The 15308-nt window shown below is 27.9% G+C and carries 16 protein-coding genes and 1 tRNA gene; 1 reads left to right on the top strand and 16 read right to left on the bottom strand.

The genetic code is table 11. The features are described 5' to 3' along the window. Both galE and A6P36_RS06660 read right to left on the bottom strand, forming a co-directional pair. The coding region (galE, locus tag A6P36_RS06665; RefSeq protein WP_082917654.1) for a UDP-glucose 4-epimerase GalE at nucleotides 1-1043 on the bottom strand (1043 nt) is incomplete at its 3' end. 269 nt (nucleotides 1044-1312) lie between these two features. Further along, nucleotides 1313-1395, bottom strand: a tRNA-Leu gene (locus A6P36_RS06660). Nucleotides 1396-1541: 146 nt separating this feature from the next. Here A6P36_RS06660 and A6P36_RS06655 point away from each other — a divergent pair. After that, the gene (locus tag A6P36_RS06655; protein WP_066762331.1) at nucleotides 1542-2048 is read left to right on the top strand and encodes a DUF4883 family protein; all 507 of its coding nucleotides are present in this window, start codon (nucleotides 1542-1544) and stop codon (nucleotides 2046-2048) included. A 55-nt stretch (nucleotides 2049-2103) separates the two neighbouring features. Here A6P36_RS06655 and A6P36_RS06650 read toward each other — a convergent pair whose 3' ends face one another. The 14 genes from A6P36_RS06650 to A6P36_RS07985 form a co-directional block, all read right to left on the bottom strand. Beyond that, entirely contained in the window at nucleotides 2104-2481 is a 378-nt protein-coding gene (locus tag A6P36_RS06650; RefSeq protein WP_066762329.1) for a DUF956 family protein, read from the bottom strand. Nucleotides 2482-2551: 70 nt separating this feature from the next. Continuing rightward, nucleotides 2552-3469 (bottom strand): PTS system mannose/fructose/sorbose family transporter subunit IID, encoded by a 918-nt coding sequence (locus A6P36_RS06645; RefSeq protein WP_066762326.1) that lies wholly within the window; start codon nucleotides 3467-3469, stop codon nucleotides 2552-2554. 21 nt (nucleotides 3470-3490) lie between these two features. Further along, entirely contained in the window at nucleotides 3491-4306 is an 816-nt protein-coding gene (locus tag A6P36_RS06640; RefSeq protein ID WP_066762323.1) for a PTS mannose/fructose/sorbose transporter subunit IIC, read from the bottom strand. Between the two features lie 25 nt (nucleotides 4307-4331). Further along, entirely contained in the window at nucleotides 4332-5318 is a 987-nt protein-coding gene (locus A6P36_RS06635) for a PTS sugar transporter subunit IIB (protein WP_066762322.1), read from the bottom strand. Nucleotides 5319-5662: 344 nt separating this feature from the next. After that, the gene (gene folK / locus A6P36_RS06630; RefSeq protein ID WP_066762320.1) at nucleotides 5663-6481 is read right to left on the bottom strand and encodes a 2-amino-4-hydroxy-6-hydroxymethyldihydropteridine diphosphokinase; all 819 of its coding nucleotides are present in this window, start codon (nucleotides 6479-6481) and stop codon (nucleotides 5663-5665) included. Next, complete coding sequence (gene folP, locus A6P36_RS06625) at nucleotides 6474-7280, bottom strand: dihydropteroate synthase (protein ID WP_082917652.1); 807 nt, start codon at nucleotides 7278-7280, stop codon at nucleotides 6474-6476. The genes folK and folP overlap by 8 nt, the downstream gene beginning before the upstream one ends. Nucleotide 7281: 1 nt before the next feature. Continuing rightward, nucleotides 7282-8043 (bottom strand): HAD-IIB family hydrolase, encoded by a 762-nt coding sequence (locus tag A6P36_RS06620; RefSeq protein WP_066762318.1) that lies wholly within the window; start codon nucleotides 8041-8043, stop codon nucleotides 7282-7284. Between the two features lie 99 nt (nucleotides 8044-8142). Continuing rightward, entirely contained in the window at nucleotides 8143-10386 is a 2244-nt protein-coding gene (locus A6P36_RS06615) for a DUF4214 domain-containing protein (RefSeq protein ID WP_066762313.1), read from the bottom strand. 254 nt (nucleotides 10387-10640) lie between these two features. Then, nucleotides 10641-12038 carry an aminopeptidase gene (locus A6P36_RS06610; protein ID WP_066762310.1) on the bottom strand — a complete coding sequence of 466 codons (1398 nt, stop codon included), beginning with the start codon at nucleotides 12036-12038 and terminating at the stop codon, nucleotides 10641-10643. A 47-nt stretch (nucleotides 12039-12085) separates the two neighbouring features. Continuing rightward, nucleotides 12086-12580 carry a lactoylglutathione lyase family protein gene (locus A6P36_RS06605; RefSeq protein ID WP_066762308.1) on the bottom strand — a complete coding sequence of 165 codons (495 nt, stop codon included), beginning with the start codon at nucleotides 12578-12580 and terminating at the stop codon, nucleotides 12086-12088. A 95-nt stretch (nucleotides 12581-12675) separates the two neighbouring features. Beyond that, nucleotides 12676-13014: a winged helix-turn-helix transcriptional regulator gene (locus A6P36_RS06600; RefSeq protein ID WP_066762294.1), complete on the bottom strand. Its 339-nt coding sequence runs from the start codon at nucleotides 13012-13014 to the stop codon at nucleotides 12676-12678. Between the two features lie 20 nt (nucleotides 13015-13034). Beyond that, nucleotides 13035-13964 carry a magnesium transporter CorA family protein gene (locus tag A6P36_RS06595; protein ID WP_066762292.1) on the bottom strand — a complete coding sequence of 310 codons (930 nt, stop codon included), beginning with the start codon at nucleotides 13962-13964 and terminating at the stop codon, nucleotides 13035-13037. 103 nt (nucleotides 13965-14067) lie between these two features. Further along, nucleotides 14068-14973, bottom strand: coding sequence for an HPr(Ser) kinase/phosphatase (gene hprK, locus A6P36_RS06590; RefSeq protein WP_066762289.1), 906 nt, complete (start codon nucleotides 14971-14973; stop codon nucleotides 14068-14070). Further along, nucleotides 14974-15144, bottom strand: coding sequence for a DUF896 domain-containing protein (locus A6P36_RS07985; protein WP_082917651.1), 171 nt, complete (start codon nucleotides 15142-15144; stop codon nucleotides 14974-14976). It abuts the gene before it with no gap. Between the last annotated feature and the right edge of the window lie 164 nt (nucleotides 15145-15308).

The following is a 15308-nucleotide window of genomic DNA, read 5'->3' as shown; positions in this document are numbered from 1 at the left end:
TTTTTTTTTTTTAATAGGGCTTTCCCCCCTTTTCTTTTTTTTCCAAAACAAGGGGAAAAAAATGCTTTTTTTTTTAAATTTAGTTTAATTTGGTTTTGTTTTAAAAATAACATTAAAATTTCCTTAGCTTTTTTAGTATCTGCATAAAATTCATCAATATCCCCATCTCGTCTATCACAAATTTTTACATTTATCTTTTTACCACTAACTTTTTCAAAGGTATCAACTAATTGAAGAACACTAGTTCCAGTACCAGTTCCCAAGTTTATTGCAACTTCTCCATTATTATCTAAAACATATTTCATAGCTTCAACATGTCCTTTAGCTAAATCAACAACATGTACATAATCTCTAACACCTGTTCCATCAATAGTATTATAATCATTTCCAAAAACACTCAAATACTCACGTTTTCCAATAGCAACATCACATATATAAGGCATTAAATTATTTGGTATTCCTTTAGGGTTTTCTCCTATTAACCCACTTTTATGAGCTCCTATTGGGTTAAAATATCTTAACATTACACATCCAAATTCTTTATCTGCCTTACATACATCACATAATATTTGTTCAATCATAACTTTTGAATAACCATATGGATTTGTTGCTGATTTTTTAAAATGCTCTAAATAAGGAATAGAATTATCTTTACCATAAACAGTTGCTGACGAGGAAAATATAAATTTCTTGCATTCATATTGTTTCATTACATTTAAAAGCTCTAGCGTTCCACCTAAATTATTATAATAATATTCTATTGGCTTTAAAACCGATTCACCAACAGCTTTAAAAGCTGCAAAATGTATAACACAATCAATTTTATTTTCATCAAATATTTTTTTTAGTATCTCTGAATCAAGTAAATCTCCTTGATAGAATTTAATACTTTTTCCTGTAATTTTTGTAATATTATCTAAAACATCAATTTCTGAATTATATAAATTATCTATCCCAATTACCTTATATCCATTTTCTAATAATTCAACACTCGTATGACTTCCAATAAATCCTGTAACACCAGTTACCAATATATTTTTCATACATAATACTCCAAATTTTTAAAAATGTATTATAACTATATTTTTAAATATTTCAACCTATAAATCAATACTTTTTTAAAATTAATATTCAAAAATTAAAAACAAAAAAAGAGTAGCAAAATTACTACTCTTTAAAACACTGGAATATCTACTCCTGAAATTATTTTCACATTATAATAATACGAATATATTTATTTTTCATTTTCCACCAACTATTATTATTCAAAAACAAAAAGCTTTCTAATTCAAAAATTAAAAAGCTTTAAATATGGTACCGCTGATGGGACTCGAACCCATATGGTTTCCCGTACGATTTTGAGTCGTATGCGTCTGCCAGTTCCGCCACAGCGGCATAAATAATTTCTATGCTATTCTATCATATACATAATTTTTTTTCAATTACTTTTTTATAATTACCATCATAATTATTTATACAAAATCATAATTTTAAAATAAAAGAAATAATTAACATAATAAAAAATATTTAGAGGTACACACATGTTTAAAAAGTTAAAATTATTACTAATATTCTTAATACTACCAATTTTTATTATTAGTTGTAGTAGAAATTTTTCAGAAAATATAAAAGCACCACTTAGAATTTCCAAACCATCATTAAATTTTTATACAGAAAACTTAATACGTGCAATTAAAAATTCTAAAAATGTGCAAGTATCAATTTTCTATTCTAAAACTGGAAAAAATAAAATTATTCCAAATGATTACATGGAAAAATTCAATTTATTTATGGATTCTATTAAGCCAAGCTATTTCGTAAATGCAAACACAGCAGATCTTAATTTAAGAGACCCTGAATATAGATTAACAATATTTATAGAAAATAAAAGCTCATTTATAATAAACATCTTTAGCGACAAATTTATAACAATTCATCCTTGGGACGGTTCATATAAACCTGATATAATTGACATATCTTATCTCCATGAAGGTATAAATATTTACAACATTGTTGATTTCATCATTAAAAATAATACTGAAAAATAAAAGAGTTATCGCTAATGGGATTTCAATCCATTAAATGCGATAACTCTTTTTTATTTCAACCATTTTTCTTAAAAATATTTTTTATTCCTCGCTTAACTACATCAAAAAAACTTAATGAACGTACCATCTTACTAGAATCTACATATTTATTTATAGCTCTTAATAAAGCTTTATTATCACGAGATGAAAAAATAAAATTACCATTTTTCTTAGTTACCACCGCAAAACGTGGTATCCATTTTCCTTTAAACATAACAGAAGCTACTACACTATCAACTTCTTCCCATGGAATTTGAATATAATTTTTAATATTAGATTCATTATAAAATTCAAAAGCCTTATCTCCTACCATAATATTTCCATAATTACTGAGTTTTAAATATGATATTGCTTTAATTGTGAAATCTACCTTTGTATTTAGCGATTTAACCATAAGCCTCTCTCCTCAAGATTAATATAAACTGAAAAAGCCCAGTTTAAACTAGGCTTTTTAAAATTTTATATTACATAATTCCACCTAAATGAGCAAGAATACCCACAACAAACAATGCAATAATAATCACAATTGGTGAAACTTTCTTTTTCAATAACCAACAACATAATAATGTTAACAATAACGCAGCAAGTCCTGGAATAAGCTGATCTAAGTTTTGTTGAAGTGTAGTAACTTTTTCAATATTTAAACCAGCAGCTCCCAAATCGCTGTACTGTTCAAGAGCTGATTTAATTCCTTCTGCTCCAGCTTGTATCTTACTCCAATCAATATAAGCTCCCTCTGATTGTACAACCCTAGAAACTACAGGAGTAAACCTAATACTTACCCAACGCTGAACTAACGAACCAATAATAAACATACCAAGAATAGAAGCACCTTGAGTAATTTTTCTAAGTATACCACCTGATAAATCTTTTACAATAGAACTACCAACCTTATAACCAAATTCTTGAGTATACCATAAAAATCCCATACGAATTATATTCCATGCAAAGAAAAACAATAACGGACCAATAATATTACCACTTAAAGCTAAAGAAGCTCCTAAAGCTCCCAAAATTGGACGAAGAGTAAACCAAAACACCGGATCACCAACACCAGCTAATGGACCCATCATACCAATTTTAACCCCTTGAATAGATTGGTCATTAATTTCAGCACTGTTAGCTCTCTCTTCTTCCAGTGCTAATGTAACTCCCATAACTGGAGCAGATACATAAGGATGAGTATTATAAAACTCCATATGTCTTTTTAATGCAGCAATTCTATCTTCTTCATTTGGATACAATTTTTTTATAGCTGGAATAATCGAATAACACCATCCACCATTTTGCATACGCTCATAGTTCCAAGAACCTTGAAGAAATTGATGACGCCAAGCAACTGACATACGATCTTTTTTCGATAATTTAATTTTTTCCGCCATTATTTCATTCCTCCCCTAATACTAATAATCATTTAAAATATCTCCCAGTGGGTCTCCAGAGCCTATACCCCCTACCCCATTATTACCACCATTTCCTTTTAATCCTAAATAAATAATAGCTAAAGAAATACCTATTATACCTAAAGCAATCAATGTTAATTGACCAATAGCTGCTAAAACAAAACCTAAAGCAAAAAACGGCCAAGTTTCTTTAGTAGACATCATATTAATTACCATAGCATAACCAACAGCAGCTACCATTCCTCCACCAATAGCCATACCATTAGCTAACCATGCTGGCATTTGATTTAATGCATTAGTTACAACTGACGCTGGAACTATGCATAGTGCTGCTGCTGGAATTGCTATACGAACTCCTTGTAATAATATAGCTAAAATTTGCCATCTTTCTATAGAACGTATGTTTCCTTTTTCAGCTGCTCTATCCATAAAATGAACCATCGGAATAGTAATAGTACGACAAATCATAGTTAAAAATAAACCTGCAACTGATAAAGGAATTGCGACAGCTATAGATGTAGAAATTGCAGTTTGAACATCTGTGGTACCACCTTTTAAACCAAGTACCATTATAATAGCCGAAGCTACAGAAGCTAACGCAGCATCTGGTGCAACAGCTGCACCAATGTTAGCCCATCCAAGAGCTATCATTTGAAGTGAACCTCCCAAAATAATTCCCTCAGTTAAATGACCAGTAACTAAACCTATTAAAGTACATGCCACTAATGGTTGGTGAAATTGGAATTCATCTAAAATACCTTCCATACCAGCAAATAAAGCAATTATAATAATTAAAATTATTGAAGCAATAGACATTATAATTCCTCCTATTATCTAAATTTTAAACCTTTGCTAATTCATCTTTTGCCTTTTTAAGAAGAGAATCTATATTTTCATTTGAATCACTAGGTACCTTTCTTACATTAAAAGTAATTCCCCTATCTTTCAATTTTTCAATAGTTTCTACATCTTCTTTTCCCATTGCAATAGCTTTATTAACAACAACCTTTCCAATTGAATGTGCCATAGAACCAATATTTAATTCCTTAATTTCAACCCCACCCTCAATTGCTTTAAGAGCGTCTTGAGGTGTCTCAAATAATAACATTGCCTTTGTATTACCAAACCGTGGATCTTTGGCAACCTTAATCATTTTATCTATAGGAACAACATTAGCTTTTACCCCTGGAGGTGCGGCTTGTTCAATCATTTTCTTACGCAAATCATCACGAGCTACAGAATCTGACACAACTATAATACGATTTGGTTTAGTCATTTTTGTCCAAGTTGTTGCAACTTGTCCATGTAACAAACGAGTATCCACACGCGCCAACACATATTTAATACGTCCATCTCCTATAACTGTACCTTCTGGAATACTTCCTTGCGATGAACATTCCTTAACTGTATTTGATTTTTTCTCAGGCTCTAATTTTTCTGGATGAACTTTAACTCCCTCTCTTGAAACTTCAATAATATGAGTTGCAATTTCATGAGCTGACTCCATAGATAGACGTGAAGCATATGTTTCAATTAACATGGGAAGATTTAACCCTGTAACAATTGCCCATTTATCTTCATGTCCATCAATTAAAGCACTAATTTGATTAAATGGTGTTCCACCCCAAAGGTCAACCAAAAATAGTACCTCATCTTTATTTTCAAAAGTATCAATTGCTTTTTCTACTTTCAACCTAAACTCATCAGGCCTTTCACTTGGTTGAAGTGCAATAGATTTTACATTAGACTGTTCACCAAAAATCATTGATACAGATTGTAAAATACCACTAGCAAAATCACCATGACTCGCAAGAATAAGTCCTACCATTTTTATTCCTCCTTTTTCATATTAAAATTGGGTAAGTGCTACATTATTCTAAATTTTCACACTTAACTTAACATTGTATAATTAAACGTTTTCTTTCGAAAACACACCAACTATACACAAAAACTACAATATTTTATACACTATATTTAAATTATAATCATTTGTTTTTATTTTTTCAATATTATTACATTGATTTAATACATTTCTTTAAATTCATCCACTATACAATGAAGGATATCCATATTAAATAAATTTATACCCATACATTAATAAAATATTTTATTATCTTTTAAAAAATAAAAAAGTTATTTACACTTAACATAAATAACTCTTTTTTTATATATCTATTTCATTTTTAATTCATCTAACAACTCAAATGAAAATTTTCTCAAACGCGGATGATATGAAAACTTATTTATTTCACATAAGGACTCTAAAACAAACTCTCTATTATGCATATCATAATGTGGAATTATAACATTATCTTCATTTATTATTTCATTATCATAAAGCAAAATATCTAAATCAATTATTCTAGGCCCCCACCTAATAACCCTCTCTCTTTTTAATTTCTTTTCAATGTCAAGTAATGTATTCATAAGTTCAACTGGATTTAATAGTGTACTTACTTCAATAACTGAATTTAAAAAGTTATCCTGAGGAACTCCTCCATAAGGCTTAGTTTCAATAATTTCAGATTTTTTTGTTATTTTTATGTTATTTTCCTCTAGTAAACTATAAGCGTTATTTAAATTTTCTTCTTTATTTCCTAAATTAGACCCTAAAGCAATATAAACTTTGTGAATTTTCCTGTTTACACAAACACTCATACCTTCAAAACCTATACTAACATGATGCGCTGGTTTAAAAATTTCACAATTAACCTCAATAACATTTGAAAACTCCTTAAATATTTCAAAAACCACATCATTTGTAATACTCTCTAACAAATCACGTTTATTATTTTGAAAATACTCTCTAACAAATAATATTAATTTTGAATAATCAACAGTTTTATTAATATCATTACACACATCTCTAAAAGAATCTTTAATTTTAACATCTATATTAACATAATACTTTTGTCCTAGCTTCTTTTCTTCCTCAAAAGTTCCATTATAACCAAAAACCTCAAGAGACTTTATTTTTATAACATCATTCAATACAATTTCCTCCAAATATAATAGAATTTATAACATCAATAACTTGTTTATTTTCTTTAACGTCATGAACTCTTAAAATATTTATGCCTTTCGCCCCTAAATACGCTGTAACTGAAAGTGTAGATAAATTATCTTCAAGTGGATCTACTCCGTTTAAATTTTTCAAAAACTTTTTTCTAGATGCACCAACTAAAATTGGTAAATTAAATTCTTTAAATTTAGAGATATTTTTTAAAATTAAAATATTATTATATCCATATTTTGAAAAACCAAGTCCAGGGTCTAATATTATTTTATTTGAGTCTATTCCTACATTTATGGCTTCATTATATCTAATTTTAAGTTCATTATAAGTTTCATCTACAACATTTGAAAAACAATTTATAGAATTCATTCTATTATGAGTTATACAAACATAAGAATCATATTTCTTCACAACTTCAAACATTTTTTCATCATAAAGTCCACCATAAACATCATTTATAATATCAGCTCCAGTTTTTAAAGCCTCTTCTGCAACTTCGCTTTTATAAGTATCAACTGAAATTAAAACATTCTTATATTTTTTAATCTCACTTATAATATCTATTATCCTATTTATTTCATCATAAGAAGACACTTTTAACGAATTTGGTTTAGTTGATTCCCCTCCAATATCAATTATATCTGCACCATCTTCAATAATTTTCAAAGCATGTTCAATAGCTTTATTTTTCTCAAAATATTTATTCCCATCAAAAAATGAATCAACTGTTATGTTCAAAATTCCCATAATATAAATTTTATCTCTAAAATTCAAACTACTCACCTAAAATATGTTTTTCAATACATTCAGAAACAGAATCTACAATAAAATTCACATGCTCTTTTAACTTTTCCTCAACATTTGGAAAAGAAAAAGAATTTTTAGTTATGTTAAACATACTTACATCATTAAAAGAATCCCCTATTGTATAAACATTGTCCATACTAATATTCATCATTTCACAAACCTGCTTTACTCCATTTCCTTTTGAACACCCTTTAGGAACAACGTCTACAAATTGAGCATTTCTATAAGCTACAACATCTTGTGAAAATTCTCTATTAATTTCATTACAAATTTCATCTATCTCTTCTATCTTATTATTTGCAAAATGAATAGAAAGAAGTAAACACTCCTTATCTTCAAGTTCATCTATTGTTCTTCTATAAATATCATCCCAACAAAATACAGTTTCTCCATATAAAAGAGAAGTTTGCATACCTTCTTCAACACCAAAAAGAGTATAGTTATCATATTTTTCAAAAATAGTTTTAATAATATGATAAGGAATAAGCTCCCTCTTTAAAACATTTAAATCCTTGTCAAGTATATATGCACCGTTTAATAGTACATAAAAATCTATATCTATTCCATGTTCATTTATAAGAGAAGTTATTCCCTTATAAGGTCTTCCAGTAGATACTCCAAAAATATTATTAGATTTTTTAAGTTTCAAAATACTTTCCTTATCACACTGTTTAATTTCACCATTGTGAATAAGTGTACCATCTAAATCAGATGCTAATAATTTTTTCATAAATTATCTCCTAACAATTCCATAAAAAATAAAGATAGAGAAAAATCCCTATCTTTATAATAAATTAATATACAATAGCTTTCAAGAAATTAATATTTCTTAAGGGTTAACACCTATCTTTTGAGCAAGATTCGAAAACTCATTACTTGTAGTCATATCAGATAAAATTTTCATTGTCGCTTCCATATGAGAAACTCCATTACTTACTAGTTCATTATAAACAGCTGTCCAGAATTGAAGTCCCTGAGGCTCTGGATCTCTTAAAACTAAAACTTGATAAAGTCTAGTTATAAGATCTTGAGGTGAATTAATTAAATTCATAAATTCAGGAACATACGCAAGGTTTCTTATGAAATAACCTAAAGTTATATTCTTACTAATAAGACCATTTTTCCAATAATTATATCCATCCTCATCTATATTTTGAGTCTCACGACTTATTGCCTTATTATAAGCATTAACCAAAAACGAATCTAAAGAACTTCCAATTTTTATAGTCAAGTTAGGTATATTAATTGTTTTACTTTCCCCACTTTTGCTTACATAACTTAAACTAATATTTCTGTAAGCTTTTGTAGGAATCAACCCTGTTACGTTTATAGCGTTACTTTCTGGCACATAAACAGCTGAAACACTTGAAATTTTCTGACCATTTACAAGTATTCCAATAGGAGAATTTGGAGAAACATCATATAAACCTTCATCTAACAACAAAGTTAAAATTCCAGGATTTATAGTATATCTTCCTATTATTCCAGTAACACCATCTATTAAAACATCAGTTGATTCTGATGTACCCTGAGTTTGTATTGAAGTAACATTTCCTTTATAAACTTTTCCATTACTATCTAATAAATACAAACTTACATCATACTTATTACCCTTTGTAAATCCTCCAACTGTTAAAGTATTTGTACTATTTAAAGTAGCTAACTCTGAGGATGATAAAAAAACAACTTTATCGTTAACCTTAAGTATACCAGCAGCAACATCAGTATTTATAGCATTCCAACTAAACTCAACAACATTATCAGTTTTATAAACTCCTTTAAAGTTTGAAAGTTGTCCTTCAGTATCTCCAACCATAACAACATCAACATTTTGTGTAATTATTCTTCCTTGCTGATCATAAGTTTTCAAAATCAAATACACTTTTTGTGAAGTAGTTAAATTTGTATTAAAAGTAATACCATATTTTCCAGATTCAACATCTATAGTACTATAATTTGTAAAATCAGGAGAAGTACTCCAAATAAGTTCATATGATGCAGCTCCTTCGATTGAATCCCAAGTAGAAACTACTTCACCAGTTGAAAGACCAACTGATACAAAATTTGGCAGAGCAAAAATTTCATGAGTATACTCATAAGTATACACATCTCCAGTATTTAAATCTGTAATAGTAACTATGTAGTCTGCATCAATAAATGCTTTGCCTGTATCTGGATATATAGTAAATGATCCTTTATCTTTATTAAGTGTAATTTGAGTACCACTTACTATTACATCATTGTCATCTTTCTGAACAACTTTTACTAAAAATCTATTTCCTTGCTTAAAACCTGTTTGAGATAAATCTACATTTATTCCAACACCATCTTGACTCAAACCTAAATTAATTTTTTGTACTGATTGAAGACTTCCCTTGTCCACAAAAACAACTCCATTATACTCAAGTCCATTTCCATTTATTATCCTTATCTTTATCTCCGATCCTTCAGAAACATTTTGTACAACAACAGAATTATTTTTAATATCTGATGCTGATAAATTTCCATATAATTGTCCATTTACAAAAACCTGACCAGAACTTATACCACTTGTAAAATTATTCCAACTTATTTTTACACCTGTACCCGAAACTTGCTGAGTTAATCCTTTTATTTCTCTTGTCTCTGAAGAATTTCTTATAACTTTTCTAATACTTTCATGAGTCACATTACCAGATGAATCAAAAAACCTAACTCTCAAATAAAAGTCACCAGTTATATTTGGTACAAATTCCGCTCCTTTAGGCTTTACTTGTATATAGCTTGGATTAGAAAAATCAGCACTACTATCTATTACTGCTTCAATTTTAGTAGGTCTATTTGCAACATGTCCATAATCCCAACTTAAATAAACAGTATCACCACTAGTCCAATAATAAAAATACGGAATATCCGGTTTATTGGAATTTATTTTAATAACAGTATCATTTGTATTACTCTCCTGAATTCCCTCCGTTTGACTATCAGATATAACAGTAGTAGCTCCAACTCCTCCACCAGGCATAACAACAGCAGCTACAGCCGTGGTAGCAACTGCTCCTTTTAAAATTTTAAATTTCTTATTGCTAGCCAACTACACCCCTCCTAAACCAACTTAATTTATTAATACATTTTTAAATATGTTTTATTATTGTTTACATTTTACCATATCTTTAAATAGTTATCAAGATTTTAATATTTGTTACAAAATAGTAATTTTAACTAAAAAAATCTAATAAAATATTTTTAAAATTTTACAAATTATAAAAATTTAAATAAAATTTTTACTCACTCAAGACAATAAAAAAAGTCCCCTATTTAAAAGAGGACTTTCTCATTTATAAAATTTTAATTTAATTTTTTATAGAATGTACAATAAGATTTATATGCTTCAAAAATATCTGCTTTAGATGCAACCTCAAATGGAGCGTGCATATTTTGAAGTGGAACACCAATATCAACAACTTCCATTCCATATTTCGCTAAAAAATATGCAATTGTTCCCCCTCCACCTTGGTCAACCTTACCTAATTCTCCTAATTGATAACTTACATTATCTTCATCAAATATATTTCTTAATTTTGCTAAAAACTCAGGGTTAGCATCATTACACCCACTTTTACCCCTAGAACCTGTATATTTAGAAATTGCTACTCCATTACTAAAAAAAGCCGTACTTTGCTTAGGAGTTTCAGAAGGAAAATTAGGATCATAAGCACAAGTAACATCAGCTGATAACATATAGGAATTTTGAAGAGCTCTTTTTAATATTAAATCTGAATAATCTCTACAAGAATTTATAAGTTCAGCAGAAAAATTTTCAAATAATCTTGACTCCATACCAGTAGCTCCAACACTTCCAATTTCTTCTTTATCTGCCAAAATACATACACAAGTTCTTTTTGGAACCTTCTTCAAATTTAACATAGCCATAAAAGAAGTAAAGGCACAAACTCTATCATCTTGACCATATCCTATTATCATACTTCTATCTAATCCATAATCTTTAGCAGGTCCTGCTGGTACAACTTGTAATTCTGCAGAAATTAAATCATCTTCACATATACCATACTTTTCTTCCAAAATATTAATAATATTTTGTTTTACTTTATTTTTAGAATCTTTTTCACTTGGTTTATTTCCAACTAATAAATTTAATTGTTCACCTTCTATAACATCCATAGCTTTTTTAACTGCTTGGTCTTTCCAAAGGTGAGGTAATAAATCTGAAAATCCAACATATGGATCATTTTCATTATCACCTAAATTTATATTAATTTTTTCTCCATCTTTCTTAATAACTACACCTTTTAAACACATTGGTCTAGCTACCCAATGGTACTTTTTTATACCTCCATAATAATGTGTATCAAAAAAACATAATCCATCAGATTCATATACAGGCGTTTGCTTTAAATCAACTCTTGGTGCATCAACATGGGATCCTATTATATTAAATCCTTTTTCTAAATCTTCTTCCCCAATTATAGCTAAAATTAAAGTTTTATCCATTTTAGAATAATAAACTTTATCACCTTTTTTTAATTTTTCACCATTTTTAATAATTTGTTTTAAATCTTTAAAATTATTTTTATTAGCAACATCTATAAAATAAGCTACACATTCTCTTTCAGTCTTACAATCACTTAAAAATTTCTTATATGAAGTACATAAATCCTCAAGCTCTATTAAGTCATTTTTTCCATACTTATTCCAAGCACTTTTAGTAGAAAATTTTTCTCTCATAATAAACCCCTCCTTTCTCTCTATGATATCTCTAAATTATATTTATATCAATAAGCTCCTTTTGAATAAGTAAGTTCATAACTATGAGTATAAATTTCAAATACAATTCCAAATGGATCTTCAACATAACACATTTTATAAGGTTTCTCCCCAGGATAATATTCTCGAATTGGCATTCTTTGCCTTCCACCATGCAACTTTATTTTTTCAATTAAACCTTCAATATCTGGATCTTGAACACAAAAATGAAATAATCCAGTGCTAACATAATTAAACTCTTGTTTTTTCCCAGTATTTCCCTCAAATTCAAATAATTCAATTCCAATTCCATCCGAAGTTACCATATGTGCAATTTTAAAATTTCCATGTCCTTTACCAAATACTCCTTGACACATAACTCCTATGGCCGAACTATTTTCTTCCTTAATTTCACAAGGCTCCATAATAACATACCAACCCATAACATTTTTATAGAAATCAACAGCTTTTTTAACATCAGGTACAGACAAACCTATGTGAGAAAAACTTCTTGGATAACTCATAAATAACCTCTCATAAAATAATTTTTTTAAGAGTCTAACACAAATATTTATATAACAAAATAACGTACTTTTTTGTACCTATATAAAAACTTTAATTAATCAATTTTAATTTTATTTTTTAGAGCATATTTTTTCGTAAAATTACACAAATCATCTATAATATAAATTATCCCTTTATACTCATCTAAAATACTATATTCAATTCTCAATGGAACTTCTTTAAAATCCTTTCTAACTAAAATTCCACTTTCCTCAAGTTCTTTAAGTTGAGTTATAAGCATCTTATTTGTTATATCTGGTATTGATTTTCTAAGAAGAGAAAACCTATTGTCTCCATTTATAATGTGCCATAAAATTCTAAGTTTCCACTTCCCTCCTAGTAAATCCATTGTAAGAAGTAATGCACAAGAATAATCATCTTTTATTTTTCCCATATTTTCAAACCTCAAAAACTTTATAACCAGTCTTTCTTTTTAAAAAGTATCACAAGTATAAACACAATTACAACCATAACTCCACTAACTATGTAAACAGAATAACAAGAATGTTTAAAAGGCATAATCTCAAAACTCATACCAAAAAAACTTGTAAGAAGATCCAAAGGAAGAAAAATAGAAGCAACAAGAGTAAATACTTTCATAAGCTGATTTGTTTTATTTGAAATCTCAGATTCATAAGCTTCTCTTACAAGTGATAACTGCTGATTTAAATTTTCTACAGAAACCATAAGTTTTTGAAACTTATCATTTATTTTTTCAAATAAAATAATATCTTCCTTATCAAGAATTTTATTTTCATTTAATATAAGAGAATCTCCAATATATCTTAGTGGATTCAAATGTTTTTTTACTCTATAAACCTGAGCTCTTAATTTTATTAACTCTCCAAAAGTTTTACGTGAATCATCCTTTAAAATACTAATTTCAATTTTATCTCCCTTTGAACTCAAAGAATTTATAACAGAATAATTGTTAAGAATTATTCTATCTAAAATCATATATAATAAGGTTGAAATTTTTGGATTATTTTTAGCAACAAAACAATTTTTATTTTCCTTCAAATCATTTATAAGATTAATTAAAATATCAGAATTACCCTTATAAATTGTAATTAAATAATTTTTACCAAAAAATATATCAATATCTTTAAATATTAAATTTACCTCATCAAATTCCAAAACACTTAAAATCATAAAAGTATATTCATTGTAAAAATTTATCTGAGAAAATCTATTTAAAAAATTGCATTCTTTAATACATTCATCATCTATATCAAATGGCATAGACATAATTTCATCTTCATCTAAAATAAACCAGTATAAATATTTACTTAAATCATATGTACTTTCTTCTTTAAACAATTTTGATATATTATATATGATCAATTCAAAATCACCAACTTATTAAAAATAAAGTTCAAAAGCACTTTCTAATAAAGTTATATTTATACTATTATTTCTTATATAATCTATATCCATTCGTATTTTCTTATTTTAATTTACTCATTCTCTCTCCTATTATATCAACTGCATCTGGTCTTCCTGTTAATTTATACCTATAATTAGCTGCAGCAGCTTCAACAAGTACAGACACATTCCTTCCAGGACGTATTGGAAGACGTATTAATTTTATTTTCACGCCTAAAACGTCTTTATATAAATCATCAATTCCTAATCTATCATAAGATTCACTATCATCCCAATGCTCAAGTTCAATTATTAAATCAAGTTTTTTACTTTCAAGTACGGAAGATAATCCATATATTGATGTAATATCTATTATTCCAACTCCCCGAACCTCAAGCATTCCAAAAGTTATATGTGGACAATATCCTATTATTTCTCTATCAATTTCTTTAAAATCAACTGCATCATCTGAAATTATTCTATGACCTCTTTTTATAAGTTCAAGAGCTGTTTCACTTTTTCCAATTCCACTATCACCTGTAATTAAAATTCCACATCCATATATATCAACTAAAACTCCATGAACTCTAGTTTCAGGAGCAAGCCTTGTATCTAAATATCTCTTAAGTCTACTTATAACTCTAGTTGTTTCTTGTTCCGTCCTTAAAATCGTTCTATTATACACTTTTGCGTATTTAACTAAAGCTTCTGGTATTTCTAAACCACGAGTTACTATTATACACGGGGTAAATTTTTTTAAATACTCCTTAAATCTTTTATCACAAATATCTTTAGGTAAAGATTTCATATAGGACCATTCAGTCATTCCAATTAGCTGTATTCTTTCATTTGAAAAATGAGAATAATATCCTGCAAATTGAAGTCCTGGACGATTTAATTCTGTACTACTTATTTCAATTGCTGAATTTCCATACACAATTACCTCAAAACCAAATTTATCTATTAACTCATCTACTCTTACAGACATCTATTCAACTCCCTTTTTCTTATAATTCATAAGTTGTTTTTCAAAATTACCTTTAATTATTTTTACATACTGCTTTCTTAAACGTTCTTGTTCAAGCTTCTCCTGTTCAGTTAAACCATTTTCTTTAGATTTGTGATACAAAAAATTTATTCTATCTATCATTTTTTTCATATATAAACTGACCCTTTCAGATTAAATTTAATCATATTCTTTATTAAAGTATATAAAATTAAAATTTTTTCTTCAATGAAATGTTAAATTCAAAGCTATTTAGATAACTTTCTAAATAATTATTGACATCATACGAAATAAAAATATATAATCTATTTAGATAA

This window comes from Candidatus Arthromitus sp. SFB-turkey (assembly GCF_001655775.1).
GTDB classification, from domain to species: domain Bacteria; phylum Bacillota; class Clostridia; order Clostridiales; family Clostridiaceae; genus Dwaynesavagella; species Dwaynesavagella gallinarum.
Note: the sequence above shows the minus strand (reverse complement) of the source record. Positions and strands in the feature narration are given on the sequence as shown.

What these genes read in the sequence shown, in the direction of transcription:
- A6P36_RS06645 (WP_066762326.1), bottom strand. Translation starts at nt 3,469, where the DNA reads ATGGCGGAAAAAATTAAATTATCGAAAAAAGATCGTATGTCAGTTGCT.
- A6P36_RS06600 (WP_066762294.1), bottom strand. Translation starts at nt 13,014, where the DNA reads ATGGGAAAAATAAAAGATGATTATTCTTGTGCATTACTTCTTACAATG.
- A6P36_RS06610 (WP_066762310.1), bottom strand. Translation starts at nt 12,038, where the DNA reads ATGAGAGAAAAATTTTCTACTAAAAGTGCTTGGAATAAGTATGGAAAA.
- A6P36_RS06650 (WP_066762329.1), bottom strand. Translation starts at nt 2,481, where the DNA reads ATGGTTAAATCGCTAAATACAAAGGTAGATTTCACAATTAAAGCAATA.
- A6P36_RS07985 (WP_082917651.1), bottom strand. Translation starts at nt 15,144, where the DNA reads ATGAAAAAAATGATAGATAGAATAAATTTTTTGTATCACAAATCTAAA.
- A6P36_RS06655 (WP_066762331.1), top strand. Translation starts at nt 1,542, where the DNA reads ATGTTTAAAAAGTTAAAATTATTACTAATATTCTTAATACTACCAATT.
- A6P36_RS06635 (WP_066762322.1), bottom strand. Translation starts at nt 5,318, where the DNA reads ATGGTAGGACTTATTCTTGCGAGTCATGGTGATTTTGCTAGTGGTATT.
- A6P36_RS06605 (WP_066762308.1), bottom strand. Translation starts at nt 12,580, where the DNA reads ATGAGTTATCCAAGAAGTTTTTCTCACATAGGTTTGTCTGTACCTGAT.
- A6P36_RS06640 (WP_066762323.1), bottom strand. Translation starts at nt 4,306, where the DNA reads ATGTCTATTGCTTCAATAATTTTAATTATTATAATTGCTTTATTTGCT.
- hprK (WP_066762289.1), bottom strand. Translation starts at nt 14,973, where the DNA reads ATGTCTGTAAGAGTAGATGAGTTAATAGATAAATTTGGTTTTGAGGTA.
- A6P36_RS06620 (WP_066762318.1), bottom strand. Translation starts at nt 8,043, where the DNA reads ATGAAAAAATTATTAGCATCTGATTTAGATGGTACACTTATTCACAAT.